Annotated in this window: 15 protein-coding genes; 11 read left to right on the forward strand and 4 right to left on the reverse strand. The window is 46.6% G+C overall.

Annotated features, from left to right (window positions below; genetic code table 11):
• Positions 1-46: 46 nt before the first annotated feature.
• A complete protein-coding gene (locus JNUCC31_RS19125) occupies positions 47-652 on the reverse strand; it encodes a hypothetical protein (protein WP_192263393.1) in 606 nt (201 codons plus the stop codon).
• 146 nt (positions 653-798) lie between these two features.
• Positions 799-1,305 (reverse strand): helix-turn-helix transcriptional regulator, encoded by a 507-nt coding sequence (locus JNUCC31_RS19130; RefSeq protein ID WP_192263395.1) that lies wholly within the window; start codon positions 1,303-1,305, stop codon positions 799-801.
• On the opposite strand from JNUCC31_RS19130, the gene JNUCC31_RS19135 reads away from it, so the two are divergent.
• The 8 genes from JNUCC31_RS19135 to JNUCC31_RS19170 all read left to right on the forward strand — a co-directional run bounded on the left by JNUCC31_RS19135 (position 1,261) and on the right by JNUCC31_RS19170 (position 7,588).
• Positions 1,261-2,304, forward strand: coding sequence for a glucose PTS transporter subunit IIA (locus JNUCC31_RS19135; protein ID WP_267132477.1), 1,044 nt, complete (start codon positions 1,261-1,263; stop codon positions 2,302-2,304). The genes JNUCC31_RS19130 and JNUCC31_RS19135 overlap by 45 nt on opposite strands.
• Before the next feature lie 159 nt (positions 2,305-2,463).
• Positions 2,464-3,036, forward strand: coding sequence for an RNA polymerase sigma factor (locus JNUCC31_RS19140; RefSeq protein WP_228469104.1), 573 nt, complete (start codon positions 2,464-2,466; stop codon positions 3,034-3,036).
• Positions 3,011-3,856: a hypothetical protein gene (locus JNUCC31_RS19145; RefSeq protein WP_192263399.1), complete on the forward strand. Its 846-nt coding sequence runs from the start codon at positions 3,011-3,013 to the stop codon at positions 3,854-3,856. Before JNUCC31_RS19140 ends, JNUCC31_RS19145 begins: the two co-directional genes overlap by 26 nt.
• Positions 3,837-4,712: an ABC transporter ATP-binding protein gene (locus JNUCC31_RS19150; protein WP_192263401.1), complete on the forward strand. Its 876-nt coding sequence runs from the start codon at positions 3,837-3,839 to the stop codon at positions 4,710-4,712. Before JNUCC31_RS19145 ends, JNUCC31_RS19150 begins: the two co-directional genes overlap by 20 nt.
• Positions 4,709-5,779 (forward strand): ABC-2 transporter permease, encoded by a 1,071-nt coding sequence (locus JNUCC31_RS19155; RefSeq protein ID WP_192263404.1) that lies wholly within the window; start codon positions 4,709-4,711, stop codon positions 5,777-5,779. Before JNUCC31_RS19150 ends, JNUCC31_RS19155 begins: the two co-directional genes overlap by 4 nt.
• A gap of 152 nt (positions 5,780-5,931) precedes the next feature.
• On the forward strand, positions 5,932-6,606 hold the full coding sequence (locus JNUCC31_RS19160) for an Imm41 family immunity protein (protein ID WP_192263405.1): 675 nt from the start codon (positions 5,932-5,934) through the stop codon (positions 6,604-6,606).
• Positions 6,607-6,695: 89 nt separating this feature from the next.
• Positions 6,696-7,145 carry an SMI1/KNR4 family protein gene (locus tag JNUCC31_RS19165; protein WP_192263407.1) on the forward strand — a complete coding sequence of 150 codons (450 nt, stop codon included), beginning with the start codon at positions 6,696-6,698 and terminating at the stop codon, positions 7,143-7,145.
• Complete coding sequence (locus JNUCC31_RS19170; protein WP_192263409.1) at positions 7,142-7,588, forward strand: hypothetical protein; 447 nt, start codon at positions 7,142-7,144, stop codon at positions 7,586-7,588. The genes JNUCC31_RS19165 and JNUCC31_RS19170 overlap by 4 nt, the downstream gene beginning before the upstream one ends.
• A gap of 174 nt (positions 7,589-7,762) precedes the next feature.
• Here the strand turns inward: JNUCC31_RS19170 and JNUCC31_RS19175 are convergent, their stop codons facing one another.
• A complete protein-coding gene (locus tag JNUCC31_RS19175; protein WP_192263411.1) occupies positions 7,763-8,914 on the reverse strand; it encodes a hypothetical protein in 1,152 nt (383 codons plus the stop codon).
• A gap of 279 nt (positions 8,915-9,193) precedes the next feature.
• Entirely contained in the window at positions 9,194-9,598 is a 405-nt protein-coding gene (locus JNUCC31_RS19180) for a CBS domain-containing protein (protein ID WP_192273143.1), read from the reverse strand.
• 147 nt (positions 9,599-9,745) lie between these two features.
• On the opposite strand from JNUCC31_RS19180, the gene pbp4 reads away from it, so the two are divergent.
• The 3 genes from pbp4 to JNUCC31_RS19195 all read left to right on the forward strand — a co-directional run bounded on the left by pbp4 (position 9,746) and on the right by JNUCC31_RS19195 (position 14,074).
• On the forward strand, positions 9,746-11,815 hold the full coding sequence (pbp4, locus tag JNUCC31_RS19185) for a penicillin-binding protein PBP4(5) (RefSeq protein WP_192263413.1): 2,070 nt from the start codon (positions 9,746-9,748) through the stop codon (positions 11,813-11,815).
• 310 nt (positions 11,816-12,125) lie between these two features.
• On the forward strand, positions 12,126-12,545 hold the full coding sequence (locus tag JNUCC31_RS19190) for a VOC family protein (protein WP_192273145.1): 420 nt from the start codon (positions 12,126-12,128) through the stop codon (positions 12,543-12,545).
• A 284-nt stretch (positions 12,546-12,829) separates the two neighbouring features.
• Positions 12,830-14,074: an FxLYD domain-containing protein gene (locus JNUCC31_RS19195; protein ID WP_192263415.1), complete on the forward strand. Its 1,245-nt coding sequence runs from the start codon at positions 12,830-12,832 to the stop codon at positions 14,072-14,074.
• The last annotated feature ends 9 nt before the right edge of the window (positions 14,075-14,083 follow it).

Consider the following 14,083-nt stretch of genomic DNA (forward strand, 5'->3'; position numbering starts at 1 on the left):
AGTCAGGACGCTTTGTGCTCTTTGCTGTATTTAAATGATGTAGAGCTTAGGCTTCGATGCTTAGATCGAAATCAGGCTCACACATATAGTCGATGGGATAGAGATCATCTCTCGCCGAGATTAATGCACGTAGGTGCAGGTATATATTATTGGGTTGTACCACAACACCACCAACACAATAGGGGGCAAGTTCGGCTACGACGAAAACATCCTCTGCATTATTACATTTGAAAATTACATTATTCGGGTTGCACACTTCCTCCATATAACTGTAAGTCATAACATGGAAGGTGCGTCCCTTCCAATTCGTCTGGATTACTTGATAGGACTGCGTCCGCACAAGATCAAGATAACGTTCCAGTGAAAAGGTATGCTCGAACTGCGTGATATACCCCTTTTTATCCACATCAATCGTGAATTCCACATCATAGCTCTCTTGAAACTCTTCTTGGTACGTTCCCTTCATCATCTTCATCGCATCAAAGATTGAGCCGAATTCAGGATCTTCCACATAGGGAATGGCAATAAGCTCAGGATCAACATGATCGGTAATTATAGTATTCTTGGAAGTGCCAGTAATAAACTTGGACGGCTGAAGCTCAATTGATCCAATCATTTTTCCAGCGTAAGCAGGACTGCAGGTTATTCGCATCGTCATCTCCTTTGTTGATAATAAGTCATTAGACGAAAGATTTTAGGGGAAGTTGCGCCAGAATAAGGAAATAAAGATATTATATGACGCGCGATCCTCTATCGTCGAGCAACGTTGGCTTCCGAGTTACGCCCCTGTTCTCACCCTCATTCCTGCAATTTGGTAGTATGTTGCTCTCGATATTGCTGTGGCGTGATGCCGAAGTGATCCTGAAATTTTTTGTAAAAAAAACTGAGGTTGCTATGTCCCGTGCTGCTGGCTATGTCATAGATCGGGCGATCGGTATTGGCGAGCAGGAACGAGCAGTAGTTCAGTTTTTCGCTCTGGACCAGATCCTTGAACGTCTGGCCGGTCGTTTTTTTGATCAAGGTGGACAAGTAGTTGGGATTGAAATTGAAATGGTCTGCGGTGGATGTGAGAGTGCAATCCATGTAATGATTCTCGATGTATTTCAGAATTTCGATGATTGTCACCTTGTTCTGCGTCAGTGTGCCGGGGCGATTCGTATCATACTGAAACACACGTAGCAGTTCATAAAAGATCAACAGCATATAGGAATCCATCATTTCGGAAGAGCCTACAATTTCAATCCGATTCTGGCAGGACTTGTGCTGGGTGGACCGTGGATTCTCATTGTTATGTTTGGTTTGCATTGGGCCTTTATTCCAATCTTTATTAACAATATGGCAACAATCGGTTTCGATTCTCTTATGGGATTGCTGGCAGCGAATCAGTTTGCGATGGCGGGGGCCGCTCTGGCCTTTGGGCTGAGAGCACGGGACAAACAGATGAAAACGTTGGGAATTTCCACCGGTGGTACAGCCTTGCTTGGTGTGAGTGAACCCGCATTGTATGGCGTACTACTTCCTCAGAAAAAAACGTTAATCATGGCGATTATCGGCGGTAGTGTTGGTGGGGTCATCGGTGGAGCTTTTTTGTCCAAAGTCTATGCGTTTGCTCCGTCCGGTGTATTTGGTATTCGAGGTGCCGTTAATCCTCAAGGCATTGATGCTGGATTCTACGGTTATGTAGTACAGATGTTGGTGGGCCTCGTTGTTGGTTTCATTCTGACTTATCTGTGGGGGTACAAAACCCGATCAGAATCTGCGAAGTCTATACCCCAAGGTTCAGTAAATTCCGTATCTATATCTGATGTCCGTGGACAAAATAACAATTCAGGTTTACCCGTACAAAAGGCAGAGATGACGGTACACAGTCCACTGTCGGGCGAGGTGGTAGAACTGGCCAGTGTAGCGGATGAAGCATTCTCCAGTGAAGCCATGGGAAAAGGAGTTGCCATTATCCCTTCGAGTGGCACAGTGGTTTCTCCTGTTGAGGGTGTAGTAACAACCATAACCAAATCCAGACATGCGATTGCCGTCATTGGCAACGATGGTGTGGAGGTGTTGATCCATGTGGGCCTGGATACCGTCAAGCTGAAGGGCGAAGGATTCACCCTCAAAGTGCAGGAAGGTGATCAGGTGAAAGTCAGGGATGTAATGATGGAAGTGGATTTGGCAAAAATCAAGGAAAAAGGATTCCAATTGATTACGCCAGTAATCATCACGAATTTTGGCAATTATTCATCGGTAAGTGGGATCGGGGCACGGAACATCTCTGCAGGTGCGCCAGTGATTACGGTAAAAGTGTAGATTCATCCGTTATACGATTCATTTGCCTAAGAATTATGATAATATGACTCCAAGCCTGCGCTCATAGCGGGCTTTTTTTGCATTCAGAATATATACATAAATATTTTTGATCTTTTATGATCAGGTTATCGTTAATTGAATTGAGGGGGTGAGGGAGCGTTGAATGATGAAGAGTTGATTCAGGAAATTCGTAAAGGCAGCCGGGCTGCGATGGAAGTGCTGGTGAAGAGGCATTACAAGTCGATATTCGCCTATGTGTACCGGAAAACGGGTGACTATCATACCGCTTATGATCTAACCCAAGAGGTATTTGTGAAAATGATGAATTCACTGGACAAGTATCGGGACACCGGAAAATTCAGTCACTGGCTGCTGAAAATTGCAGTAAATCATTGCCTGGATTATTTTCGTGGACGCGATTTCAAACAACAGCAGAGAGAGAGTGAATTAACGGAAGAGGCGCTCCCTGCCAATGAACACCAGAATGTATGGAACATCTTCCATAAACGGCTTCAGAACGAACAAGTCAAGCAGGCGGTATTAAGTTTGCCCGAGCACCAGAGGGAGGCGGTTATCCTGAACTATTACAACGGACTAAAGATTAGGGAGGTTGCCGAACTGACGGGAGCAAATGAATCGACAGTGAAGTCACGCATACGTTTGGGCATAACGAAATTAAGGGAAATCATTCTGGGAGGTGATCGGGATGAAACGAAGAGGACACGGAGATAAACGAAATCGAGCAGCTGAATTGGAGATGGAGGAGTACAACGAAATTGCTCCCTATCTGAACGAGTATGCGGTCGATTTTCCATCCGAAATGGAGATCGACAGAACGATCAGGGCACTGGATGCCCATATGCCGGATCAGGTGAGCGTTCGCACGAAACAATCATACGGAAGGTTAATGCGGGAATTGTTCCAGCTTGTTCGGGGGGAGGTTGTGGTATTCCACAAATCATACTGGTTGGTTTGTTCACTGCTTCTGTTGCTCGGATTTTGGCTGGGAACACACAGTAAAATTGACCCTTACATGAGCGGTCTCGTTCTGGTTCCTGTACCTTTTGTTCTTGGATTGCTTGAAGTATTCAAAGGCAGGGATCAGGGGCTCATGGAAATCGAGCTGACCTGCAAAATAACGGCACAGCAGCTGATGCTGACCCGTCTGATCGTAGTGCTTGCAGGGAATATGGCATTTGTATTTCTGCTTATGCTGGTGATGTCCGGTGGATCAGGCAGTTCCATCTCATGGAGTGCAATCGGTCTATGGTACGTACAGCTGATGATTGCGGCAGGGGCCAGTCTGTGGCTAGCGATGCGTGTGAGGGGGGGGACAGCTGTCAGTATCTTTTTGACATTATGGTTCGGACTGATATGGCTTGCATTAAGTAATCCCCAATTTGTTGCGTTATTTCAATCGATCCAGCCGTCAGTACACATCGCAATCACGCTATGTGGAGTGATCCTGTTGATCAGTCAGATCTACCAGATGGCAAGAAAATATACATCACAAACAGAAAGAGGTTATTCCTTTGATATTGACCATGGATAACGTATCCAAAAAGTATAGAGACAAGTGGGCCGTAAAATCGTTCTCACTGGAGCTATCCAGCGGTGGCGTTTACGGTCTGCTCGGACCGAATGGAGCTGGCAAAACAACATTGCTGCGCATGCTTGTCGATATTGCCAAGCCAACGTCAGGGCAAATCATGCTGGATGGGCAATCCATAGCGCAGCTGGGAGATCGATATCGCAGTATATTGGGGTATATGCCACAGCGCTTTGGATTTTATAACCGTTTCAGCGCCCATAAATTTCTCATGTATATGTGTTCATTGAAAGGGCAGAGCGTGGAACAGGCCTCTGTCCGTGTGCAAGAAACGTTACGCATGGTTGATCTGGAACAGCAAGCCCAACATAAAATTCGTACGTTCTCAGGTGGCATGAGGCAGAGGCTGGGTATTGCACAAGCCTTGCTGAATGATCCGCAGATTCTGGTTCTCGACGAACCCACCGCTGGGCTGGACCCGAAGGAGCGCATTCGATTCCGCAATATTATTGGCGAGCTGGGGAGAGACCGAATTGTTCTGTTATCAACGCATATTATCTCTGACCTGGAGTTCTCGTGTAAGGAAATGATTCTGATGAACGAAGGTCAACTGATCACCCGGAACACGCCGGAAGAGATCATGAACAGGATGCAGGGCAGCGTTTGGAAGGCAATGTTAACGCAGCAGCAGCTTGCAGAGCTTACATCTCATTTCAAGGTAAGTGGCTTGTCCTATCAATCGGATGGCATCGTAGCCAGAATTTTGGCCAAAGAACAGCCTGTACCTCAAGCTGTACCGGAGACTCCTCGTCTCGAAGACGTATATATGCACTATTTTGACGAGGAGGCGACATCGTGATTCGTTTAACCCAATTTGAATTTGCTAAAATAATGACACGTAAAAGCATTTATCTGGCACTCAGCGGGCTGCTTGCGCTGCTTGTTTTATATGCCTGTTTCGGACATTCCGGCCCGTTGAACGGTACATCATATTACAAGCCTTACGAAGGAGCTATTACGGAGGAGAAGGTTAAGGCCGCGCAGGATCAGATGCAGAGCGAGGGTTACAGTGAAGAAAAGAATCAGAACCGATATGGTATATTTTATGAGATTGCCATATTTTCGCCGGAATCCATCAAGAACTTCACCAGATATGATGATAGCGGGAATGTCATGGAACGAACCGTAAGCGTCTCTGAAATTCACTACAATAAGCCATGGGGCTATCTGTTGGAATACATTGATCAATTTGGAGTGCTCTTTATGATGATCATGATTCTGCTGGGACTGGCACCCGTATTTGCGGAGGAATATGCACTCGGAACGGTAGCATTATTGCGTAGTAGCAAACGGGGGAGAAGCCAAATCGTATCAGCTAAATGGATGGCTTCCACGTTATATGTAGTGCTATGCGTCATATTGTTTACAAGTGCCAACTTGTTAATTTACTGGTTAAGGTTTGGAAATTTGGCTGGATCAGATACACCTCTTCAGAGTGTAGGGATGTATTTTCAGGGCTTTGACTATGAGTTCTCTCCTTATCGGTTATCCGCGGTTCAGTATTATGGAGTACAGTTGGTCACTCACTTGGCGGGCAGTCTAGTCTTTGCATGTGTTGTGTTATGCATCTCTGCGCTTAGTTCAACGTCGTTTGTTGCCATAGTCATTAATGTTGCGATTGTAGGCGTGCCTTATCTGGCATTCGATGTGTTGAACTTTAACCCGGGATGGGCCAAATGGATTGAGGAATTTTCATTCAGTACAATGATGCGGGCAACGAGGTTATTTCAAACACCGACGAGCTACTCCGTATTTGGATTGGAACTGTCCTATTTGAGTTTGTATATGATCATCATGGCTGTGGTTACTATTGGAGTCATACTTGGTACTTATCGTACGTTCCGCACTCGCGAGGTTTTTTCTTGATAGAATTCTATAGGGAATATTATTATTAAATGGGGGGTCCGCAGTTATGCGGGCTTCTTTTACATCATGTACATCATGTACATCATGTAATATTTCCAATCGTCCTACTCTTTTGATACAGTAACTGTAGTACATTGCGGAGGTAAAACCATATGGAACAATCGCTTCAGGAACTGCTGCGCAATGTGCGCGCGGAGGAGAATACCTTTTTGTACATGCTGCACGAGGAAGCGCGCTTCGACCAGAGGTTATTCTGGAAGTATGTAAACAGTATTATGGAACTGACCCGTCTCACCGCTGACCAGCCGTTGGATCGGGAAATGGCAAGTGCCGTTAGCTTCACATATTCCAAAATCATGGAGCATCTGCAATGGCATCATTCGGATCGGGATGTGTACGAGATCCAACAGTTTCCCTATGAATATGCACATCTCATCGTGGATCGTCTGGGCAGGGTGGTTGATGGTTTCTTTAAGGGCACCATGCTGGAAGAAAAGAACTTTGACGAAAAGTTTCCTAACCCGGCCTTCGCAGGGGAAATGGCAGAGGAGCAACCAGCGGTGTTGCAGCTGGGGTATTATAAACAAAATACGAATGTGTACGCGATCGACTTCCGAGAGGAAGATGGGACGTACCGAATTGTTTTGAACGAAGAAGAGGATAGAGAGCTTTTGGACTCCAGGCTGAGCCGCCGAGAGGTGGAGGGAACGTACCTCTTCATGGCTCCGAATGCCAGCAGCGCTCACCAATTATTTCATGAATGGGTGATGGGTAATCACACGCCATATCGCTCTGCAATTAATCTGTCTTCTGAAGATGTTGAATAGCCATACCTCTTACAAGCATTTAAAGTAAAAGATGAAATTTTACAGCCAGAAGGCTTACACTCATCATGTAATTCATTAGGAGGCTGAATATGTTATCCAATAAAATTATTGATTATTGTCAAAATCAGGGCTGGTGGCATGAAGATGTGCTAGCAGAGTATGAAGAAGCTTTACGTAAACTGGGTATTGATCTTGGATCGGAGTTTGCACAGTTTTATTTGCATGCGGACGATGGACCGACCTTTTACAGCAGGCATCAGGAGATCTATCAGATCTGCTGGGTGATGGAAAATACCGTATATTTGGAGGACATGACGGTGGCTCAACTCACGTTGGGATTACCAGAAGCTTACATACCGCTCGACAGCTTTGAGGGCGAGGGTGGATTCTTTTATAACCGCCAAACGGGAGAAGTGGTTCTGGTGGAGCTTGGTGAGTCGATTGAACGTTTCCTGAGCGGTGAAAGTGTACCGCAGTGGGCAAGCTTCAACAATTTTCTGGAATGGTATTTCGAACTGGAGGAGGCGGTTGCGGAGTGAAGGATCTGACACCAGAGCATCCCGAACTGGAAAGAGAAATTATCAAAACAGTTGAAGTGGGCAATGTTCTGGATGAAACGAAGCAGCATGAGCAGGCCCTGATCTATTATGATCAGGCTTGGGGGATGCTGCCTGAGCCGAAGACTGACTGGGAAATAGCAAGCTGGATTGCTTCCTGTCATGTGAATTCATATATGGACCTGGAGCAATACACACTGGCGAAGCCGTGGGCTGAAATGGCCCTGCAAACGAGAGGTTCCGATATTAATACCGGGCCGTGGATAGAGCTAGGTATGGTCTGCATGAGGCTAGAGCAGCATGATGAAGCTTTTGCTCATTTGAACCAGGCATATGCATATGGCAAGGAAAGAGCGTTTCAAGGCAGTCCGCGTGACGTTTTGCAATATTATAAGGAACAAAAGATGAAGCGTGAACGAAACTGATTCTACGGATTACAAGATGAAAAGGTACCCTATCTGCCAAAGCATTGGCCGTGGGGTACCCTTTTCTTTTAATTTTTTATATAAGTATGATCCTTCAGCGGGTTAATCTTTCGCTCCGTAAGGGAAAAATTCATCCACGAGATCCTGCGGCGATATGGATACAAATACGTGCGTTTACATGCGAAAAGGACGCCTTGCTTGTCGATCTTCCCGGGAACGTCGCTTTATGGCGCCAGAGGCTTTCCGTTGTCTTTTCCATAGCCAGTAGAGTATGAGTCCATGGATTCCGGCAGCTGTTAACAAGAGCCAAATAAACCATCCCACCGATGTTTTCATCAGTGGATCCGCAGGGCTGAGCACCTTGGTACCTTCAGATGGGTCAGGAATAGAACGTGGCGTCCCGTCGTTCTCCTGAACATTCATGGCCGAAGAGCGATCCAGTATGACGATTGTTGTCAGCCTCCATTTGCCATTTACAAGTGCGCGGATGGTGGCCCGCTCAGCATCAGCATCGGTATGAACCGTCAGCAGTCCATCCGGTGTAATGGATACGCCCTGAACGGGGGTGTCGAGCTGAAATTTTACATCAGGTGTTTCTTCTAAGGCGGATTGAACACCGTATTGGACTGTGGATTCCCCGGTTACAGGCTTCACCACACGCTCATCACCAGTCATTTGCAAGGTAGTGAGCCCGTTCTCGGCCACAGCTTGCTTCCTGGACAACGGCTTGATATTGCCGATGCGGAAGCTCAGCTTGGCGTTTTCGGGAGTAGTGGTAGTAATGCCCCAACCAATGACTTTGCCCAAGCTCACTTGACCTGTCGTGTTGGCTTTGTTCTTAACCATTAGGCTGGAAAAGGGAATGCGGATCTGTCCGACAAATCCCGGCTCCAACTCAATCAGGCCGGATACCGGGCGAACCAGTTCAGCCTGTCCGGTTGCTTTCTCGACTACGATGACGTTTCGATTATCAGAGACAGTCAGGGAAAGTTTATCCGATCGGGTCAGTACGATATTAAGAGGCAGCTTTTGGTCCGACTCATTGCGAATGGAGAAGGTCAAAGCCCCATAGCCTGACCAGTCCCGATTCTGCAGCTCATAGACGTAGGCCGAATAGTTTCCTTTTTTGAGCCCCTGTGTGGAGGTCTTAATCTGAATACTGCCTTTGTTATCAACGCTGGCGTCTACCTTGGCGCCGTTGTTCCATTCATGGAGTGTATTCCCACTCACCTTGAGCTGCTCTGCCTGAACAGCCTGAATGGGATATACGTTCCATAACACAGCAAGGCTGGCGACAAGCGTCAGTTTTTTCCACTTCTTGATCATGCTTCACTTGCCTCCTCTCTATAGAATACAGATAAGCCATCTCGTTCAGTTCGTCTGGAGAGATGTTGTTCTTGCCCTGGGGTGCAGGGTACAGGTTACCTCGTTTGTCACGCAAGGGTTGCCCCCATACGCATTACAGTGAGAGGTTTTCGCCAAGCGGAAGATGTGATCTGACATGAGCACCCAACACAAAAATGACAAGCCAGGGCTCGTCATTTTTGTTTCAGCCTTTTGATATCTTTCATCTTTCATCGGCAAAGGCCTATATTCAATTGAAAATCAGTCGGATATGTTGCGCGTGTAATACTCAATAATATCCTTGCGACGGATGATACCAAGGAAGACGCGATCCACGTCCACCACAGGCACAAAGTTTTGGTCCGCTGCGAGCGTCAGCATATCCTCCATTTCGGCCTTGATAAAGACGCATTCATTATATACCCGGTTGTCAATCTCATGCACCTGAACTTGATCCATGGTTTCGAAGGTCAGACCCGGAGTGCTCCGCATTTTCCATAACAAATCGCCTTCGGACAGGGTGGCAACATATTTTCCATCCTGGTCAATCACGGGAATGGCGGTATAATGCTGCGACTCAAGCTGCTCGATCGCATCTTTCATGGAAGCGGAAGACTTGATATAGGCCACTTCGGCTTTGGGGAGTAAAAAATAGCTGATTTCCATCATCGGGCTCCTTTACTATAATCTCACTATCCTTATTTAAACATATTATGTGAGCTTTCGGCTATTTTTAATGATAAATTCGTCAGATTTGTTCCATTGTTTAAATGCGGCTGGAAATCTATAGTGTATATTAGAGGTGATATGACCATGAAATCAAAACGTAAAATTATATACGGACTGCTTCCCATCTTGTTTGCCGGTGGAATTGGAATGTACTTATACATGCAGAATAACAAAACAGAGGAAGTAAAACCCGAAGCCACCGTTGACCAGTACATAGAGCATTTGCAAAAGAAAGAATTTGATCAGCTGTATACCTTGATGACACCTGCTTCGCTGGGTGAGTCAGGCATGAACCTTGAGCAATTTGTGGAGAAATATAATGCAATCTATTCAGGTATGGAGGTTTCTGCCGTTAAAGCAGAGGTAAAGCCGCAGGTAACCGAGTCGACAACCGATGGCAGTGGAAATCCAGCACAAACTCAGAACCCGGATACCTTTGAGACTGACTACAATCTGCAGCTTACGACCTTTCTGGGGGACGTGAACGAGACACATACGCTGAAACTGGTGCGCGAAGAACTTGAGGATGGGGGCAAAATCTGGCGGATTAACTGGAAGCCATCCTTGATTCTGGCCGACATGGTTAAGGGCAGCAAAGTCAGAGTGAGGACGCTTTTCCCTGAACGTGGGGACATTGTTGATCGCGAAGGGCTTCCTCTGGCAACAAAGGGAAACATATATGAATGGGGCATTGTACCGGAGAAGCTGGGGGATAACCCGGAAGCAATGATCTCCCAGATTGCGAAGCATTACAAGGTAACGGAGGATGGCATTAACAATGCGCTTGCTCAGAAATGGGTGAAGCCGGAATACTTTGTCCCCATCGCTTCAACAGAGGACTCCCGTGTACCTGCTGGACTGGCTGGTGTGCAAGTTCAATCCAAGGAGATCCGGTATTATCCGCTTGGTGAGGCTGCTGCACATCTGATCGGCTACGTGCGCAAGGCCACCAAGGAAGATCTGGAGAAGGATACAGAAGGTTACTACCGCGCGGAAGATTGGATTGGCAAAGCCGGACTGGAGCAATCGCTGGAGAAACAGCTTCGCGGGGAACGTGGTGGGCTGATTGAGATTACAGATGAATCCGGTAACACTCGCTCAGAGCTAATCCGCAAAGATGCAGTAGATGGACAGAATATTCAACTGACGATCAGCTCAGCGAAACAGCGAAAGTTGTATAAGACGTTATCCAGCAGTGGTGACGCCGGGGCGATGGTGTTGATGAACCCGACAGATGGTAACCTGCTGGCACTGGTCAGTGCCCCTGCTTACAATCCGAACAAGATGGTAACGGGGCTGACACAAGCTGAGTGGGATGCATATTCGGCAGATGAGAAGCTTCCTTTTATCAACCGATTCACGAATCGTTATGCACCAGGTTCAACCTTCAAAGCCATTACGGCAGCGGCAGGGCTGATGGAGAAGGTTACCACTGCGGACAAATCGCATGAAATCTCCGGTCTGCAATGGCGCAAGGATGAGAGCTGGGGCGGGTATTATGTAAAACGTGTAAAAAATGTGTCTCCTGTAAACATGGTTGATGCGTTGGTCTACTCGGACAATATTTATTTCGCAAAGGAAGCCGTAGAGATGGGCAGCGCCAAGTTCATAGATGGCATCCAGAAGTTTGGCTTTGGTGATAATTTTGGCCTGGATGAACTGTATTTGAAGCCAAGTCAGTATGCAAACGAAGCTCATCTCGATCTTGCATCCGAGGTGCTGCTCGCCGACACGTCCTATGGACAGGGAGAAATGTTGATGTCGCCGATCCATCTGGCATCGTCCTTCACCCCTTTTATTAATGAAGGAAAAATGGTGAAGCCTGTGCTGATACAGGATAAGGAGACCGCCGAACCGGAAGTTGTGATTACACCTGAGGTCGCAAATACGGTGAAGGATGCTTTGGGCCAGGTTGTGACCCGATCGGGGGGGACGGCCCATTCCTTGAACTCAATCCCTGAGGGACTTGCGGCCAAGACCGGAACAGCGGAGCTGAAGGCCAAGAAGGGAGAGAAGGGACAGGAGAACGGTTTTGTTGTGGTGTTTGATACCGATTCGCCATCCTTCCTTATAGCGGCAGTCATTGAAGGGGTAAACGGAAGAGGCGGCAGTCATTATGTTTTGGATAAATTGAAGCCTTTCCTGGAGAAATAGGGAGTAATGCAGTAATTTTGAGTACGATTTATGATGCATCTTTAGTATTTGAAAAGCCCAGCCATCATTTAAGTTCCTCTTAAAGGCGGCTGGGCTAATTTTTGCTTTTTATAAAATTATTTGCGGGCGTATCCCATGATAGCTGGCACGCGTTTTGACCCAGCCCGACGACTAATTACTTCGACGATTCGGTAGCAACATCCATTTCACCTCACCTTGTGGAATTACCGCTATTATAATGAATTGACAGCGTATACGCGAGGTGTTAATTTGAGATAGACTCTACTCTATTAGATTGAGGTGATCGATGGTGGCTGTTCGCGCCAAGCAGATTTTTGTCAATTTGCCCGTTAAGGATTTAAAGAAGTCCGTTGATTTTTTTACCAAAGTAGGGTTTGAGTTCAATGCGAATTTTACAGACGAGTTTGCGACTTGCATGATTATTGGAGACAACATCTATGCGATGTTATTGGTGGAGGATCGTTTCCAATCGTTTACTTCGAAGAAGATCTCCAATGCGGCGGACACGACAGAAGTCATTGTTGCCTTGTCGGTGGAGAGTCGTGAACAGGTCGATGTGATTGTACAAGCTGCCCTGGATGCTGGCGGCAAGCCACATAATGATCCTCAGGATCATGGGTTTATGTATGGATGGAGTTTTCAGGACCCGGATGATCATCTGTGGGAAGTTTCCTATATGGATCTAAGCAGCTTTCCGACACAAGAATAAATTTGAATTTACGTTCGTCAGTGCCTTCCTATTGAATAGGGAGGCATTTTTGGTGTCCATTTATTCGAATCATGCACACTCACACATCCATCTCAATATGGACATGAATAGGATAACGTAGGCAGAGATAGCGTTTGTCGGCATCTTTTTTTCGTGTTGTGGAAACAGGCACCGAATTTATCCTGATAACATATGGTGCAATTTACCTTTTTACTATATGATAAGTGTCGATTCATGTAAAAATAGCATAGTATACATACGTTCTTTTTGATGGAGGGATCAGGGTGTATTGTCACGTATGTGGGACCAAAAGCAGTCCAGGGGACAGCACATGTAGAAAGTGTAGAACGAAATTAAAAGATTCGGACTCTACAGAAGAACAGATCTGGGCAGAAACTGCGGTTGGACTGGAAAGTGGAGCGGGAAAAGCAGTAAACCAATTATCGAGACAGCAGCAGTCTGCACCGGAGCAGAGCAACACTGCTCAAGGCCGTGCATTTAGCTGGATCATTCCACTGCTTCTGGCAGCAGTGATGGGTGCTTTGCTGACGTATTATTACAAGCAGGAGATGGGGATTAATGCGGAGGTAAAATCGCTGCATCAACAGGCGGAACAAGCGGCCCTGGAAGGTAAATACAAAGTAGCTCTTCAGTTGCTGGACACCGCTCTAGCGAAACGACCGAACTATAATGCACTTGTACAGGATCGCCAAATTACGGCGAAAGCGTTCAATATGATGAATCAGTTAAATGAAGCGTCCACAAGTCTGAAGACGGGAAAATTGTCCGCAGGAGACAAGACCATACAGGCTGTAGCCAAAGTGCTGAACGAACGGAAAGAACCCGTATTTGCCAAGGTACGTGCCACATTAAACAACAGAAAGGTAACACTCGCTGTACTGAAGGTGAAAAAGGAAATCGATAGTTTGACCACGGTAGAGGCGCTTGCCGAGAAGCTGGATACCGTATCGAAACTGAAGGGAAATGAAGCCGAGGCTGTAGAGAAGCAAATCGTCGACAAGCTGGCAGGCCTCAGTTATAAACAGGCTGAACAGCAAGTGAAGAAAAAGGATTTCACGGCTGCCTTACAAACGGTGGATCAGGGATTGTCCTATGCGCCGGAAAATGAAAAACTGACTGCCTACCGTGAGCGGGTCATCAGTGAGAAAAAGGCGTTTGAGAAAGCCGAAGCGGAACGTATCCAATTGGCCGAGCAACAGGCTGCAGAAGAAGATTTGAAGAATCGGACATCCGCAGTAAACATCGTGAACGTTGAGGCAACGCTTGATATGTATGGTGACCTTTATATTAGCGGTTCAATGGTAAACAATGCGACCCGGCCAATCTCCTCCGTCACTGTCATGATCGATATTTATGGGACAGACGGTACCTATCTGGGCCAGACATATGTGGATGTGTATCCAAGCTGGCTGGATGTGAGGGAAGAAGGTTTCTTTGAAACCTATTATTATGGTGTGTACCAGGAAGCGGAAGTCTCTGTTGTGAATGCAACGTGGTATCTGGAATAGGAGGACAGG

The organism is Paenibacillus sp. JNUCC-31, assembly GCF_014844075.1.
Classification (GTDB): domain Bacteria; phylum Bacillota; class Bacilli; order Paenibacillales; family Paenibacillaceae; genus Paenibacillus.

What these genes read in the sequence shown, in the direction of transcription:
- JNUCC31_RS19180 (WP_192273143.1), bottom strand. Translation starts at nt 9,598, where the DNA reads ATGGAAATCAGCTATTTTTTACTCCCCAAAGCCGAAGTGGCCTATATC.
- pbp4 (WP_192263413.1), top strand. Translation starts at nt 9,746, where the DNA reads ATGAAATCAAAACGTAAAATTATATACGGACTGCTTCCCATCTTGTTT.
- JNUCC31_RS19165 (WP_192263407.1), top strand. Translation starts at nt 6,696, where the DNA reads ATGTTATCCAATAAAATTATTGATTATTGTCAAAATCAGGGCTGGTGG.
- JNUCC31_RS19175 (WP_192263411.1), bottom strand. Translation starts at nt 8,914, where the DNA reads ATGATCAAGAAGTGGAAAAAACTGACGCTTGTCGCCAGCCTTGCTGTG.
- JNUCC31_RS19130 (WP_192263395.1), bottom strand. Translation starts at nt 1,305, where the DNA reads ATGCAAACCAAACATAACAATGAGAATCCACGGTCCACCCAGCACAAG.
- JNUCC31_RS19125 (WP_192263393.1), bottom strand. Translation starts at nt 652, where the DNA reads ATGCGAATAACCTGCAGTCCTGCTTACGCTGGAAAAATGATTGGATCA.
- JNUCC31_RS19160 (WP_192263405.1), top strand. Translation starts at nt 5,932, where the DNA reads ATGGAACAATCGCTTCAGGAACTGCTGCGCAATGTGCGCGCGGAGGAG.
- JNUCC31_RS19145 (WP_192263399.1), top strand. Translation starts at nt 3,011, where the DNA reads ATGAAACGAAGAGGACACGGAGATAAACGAAATCGAGCAGCTGAATTG.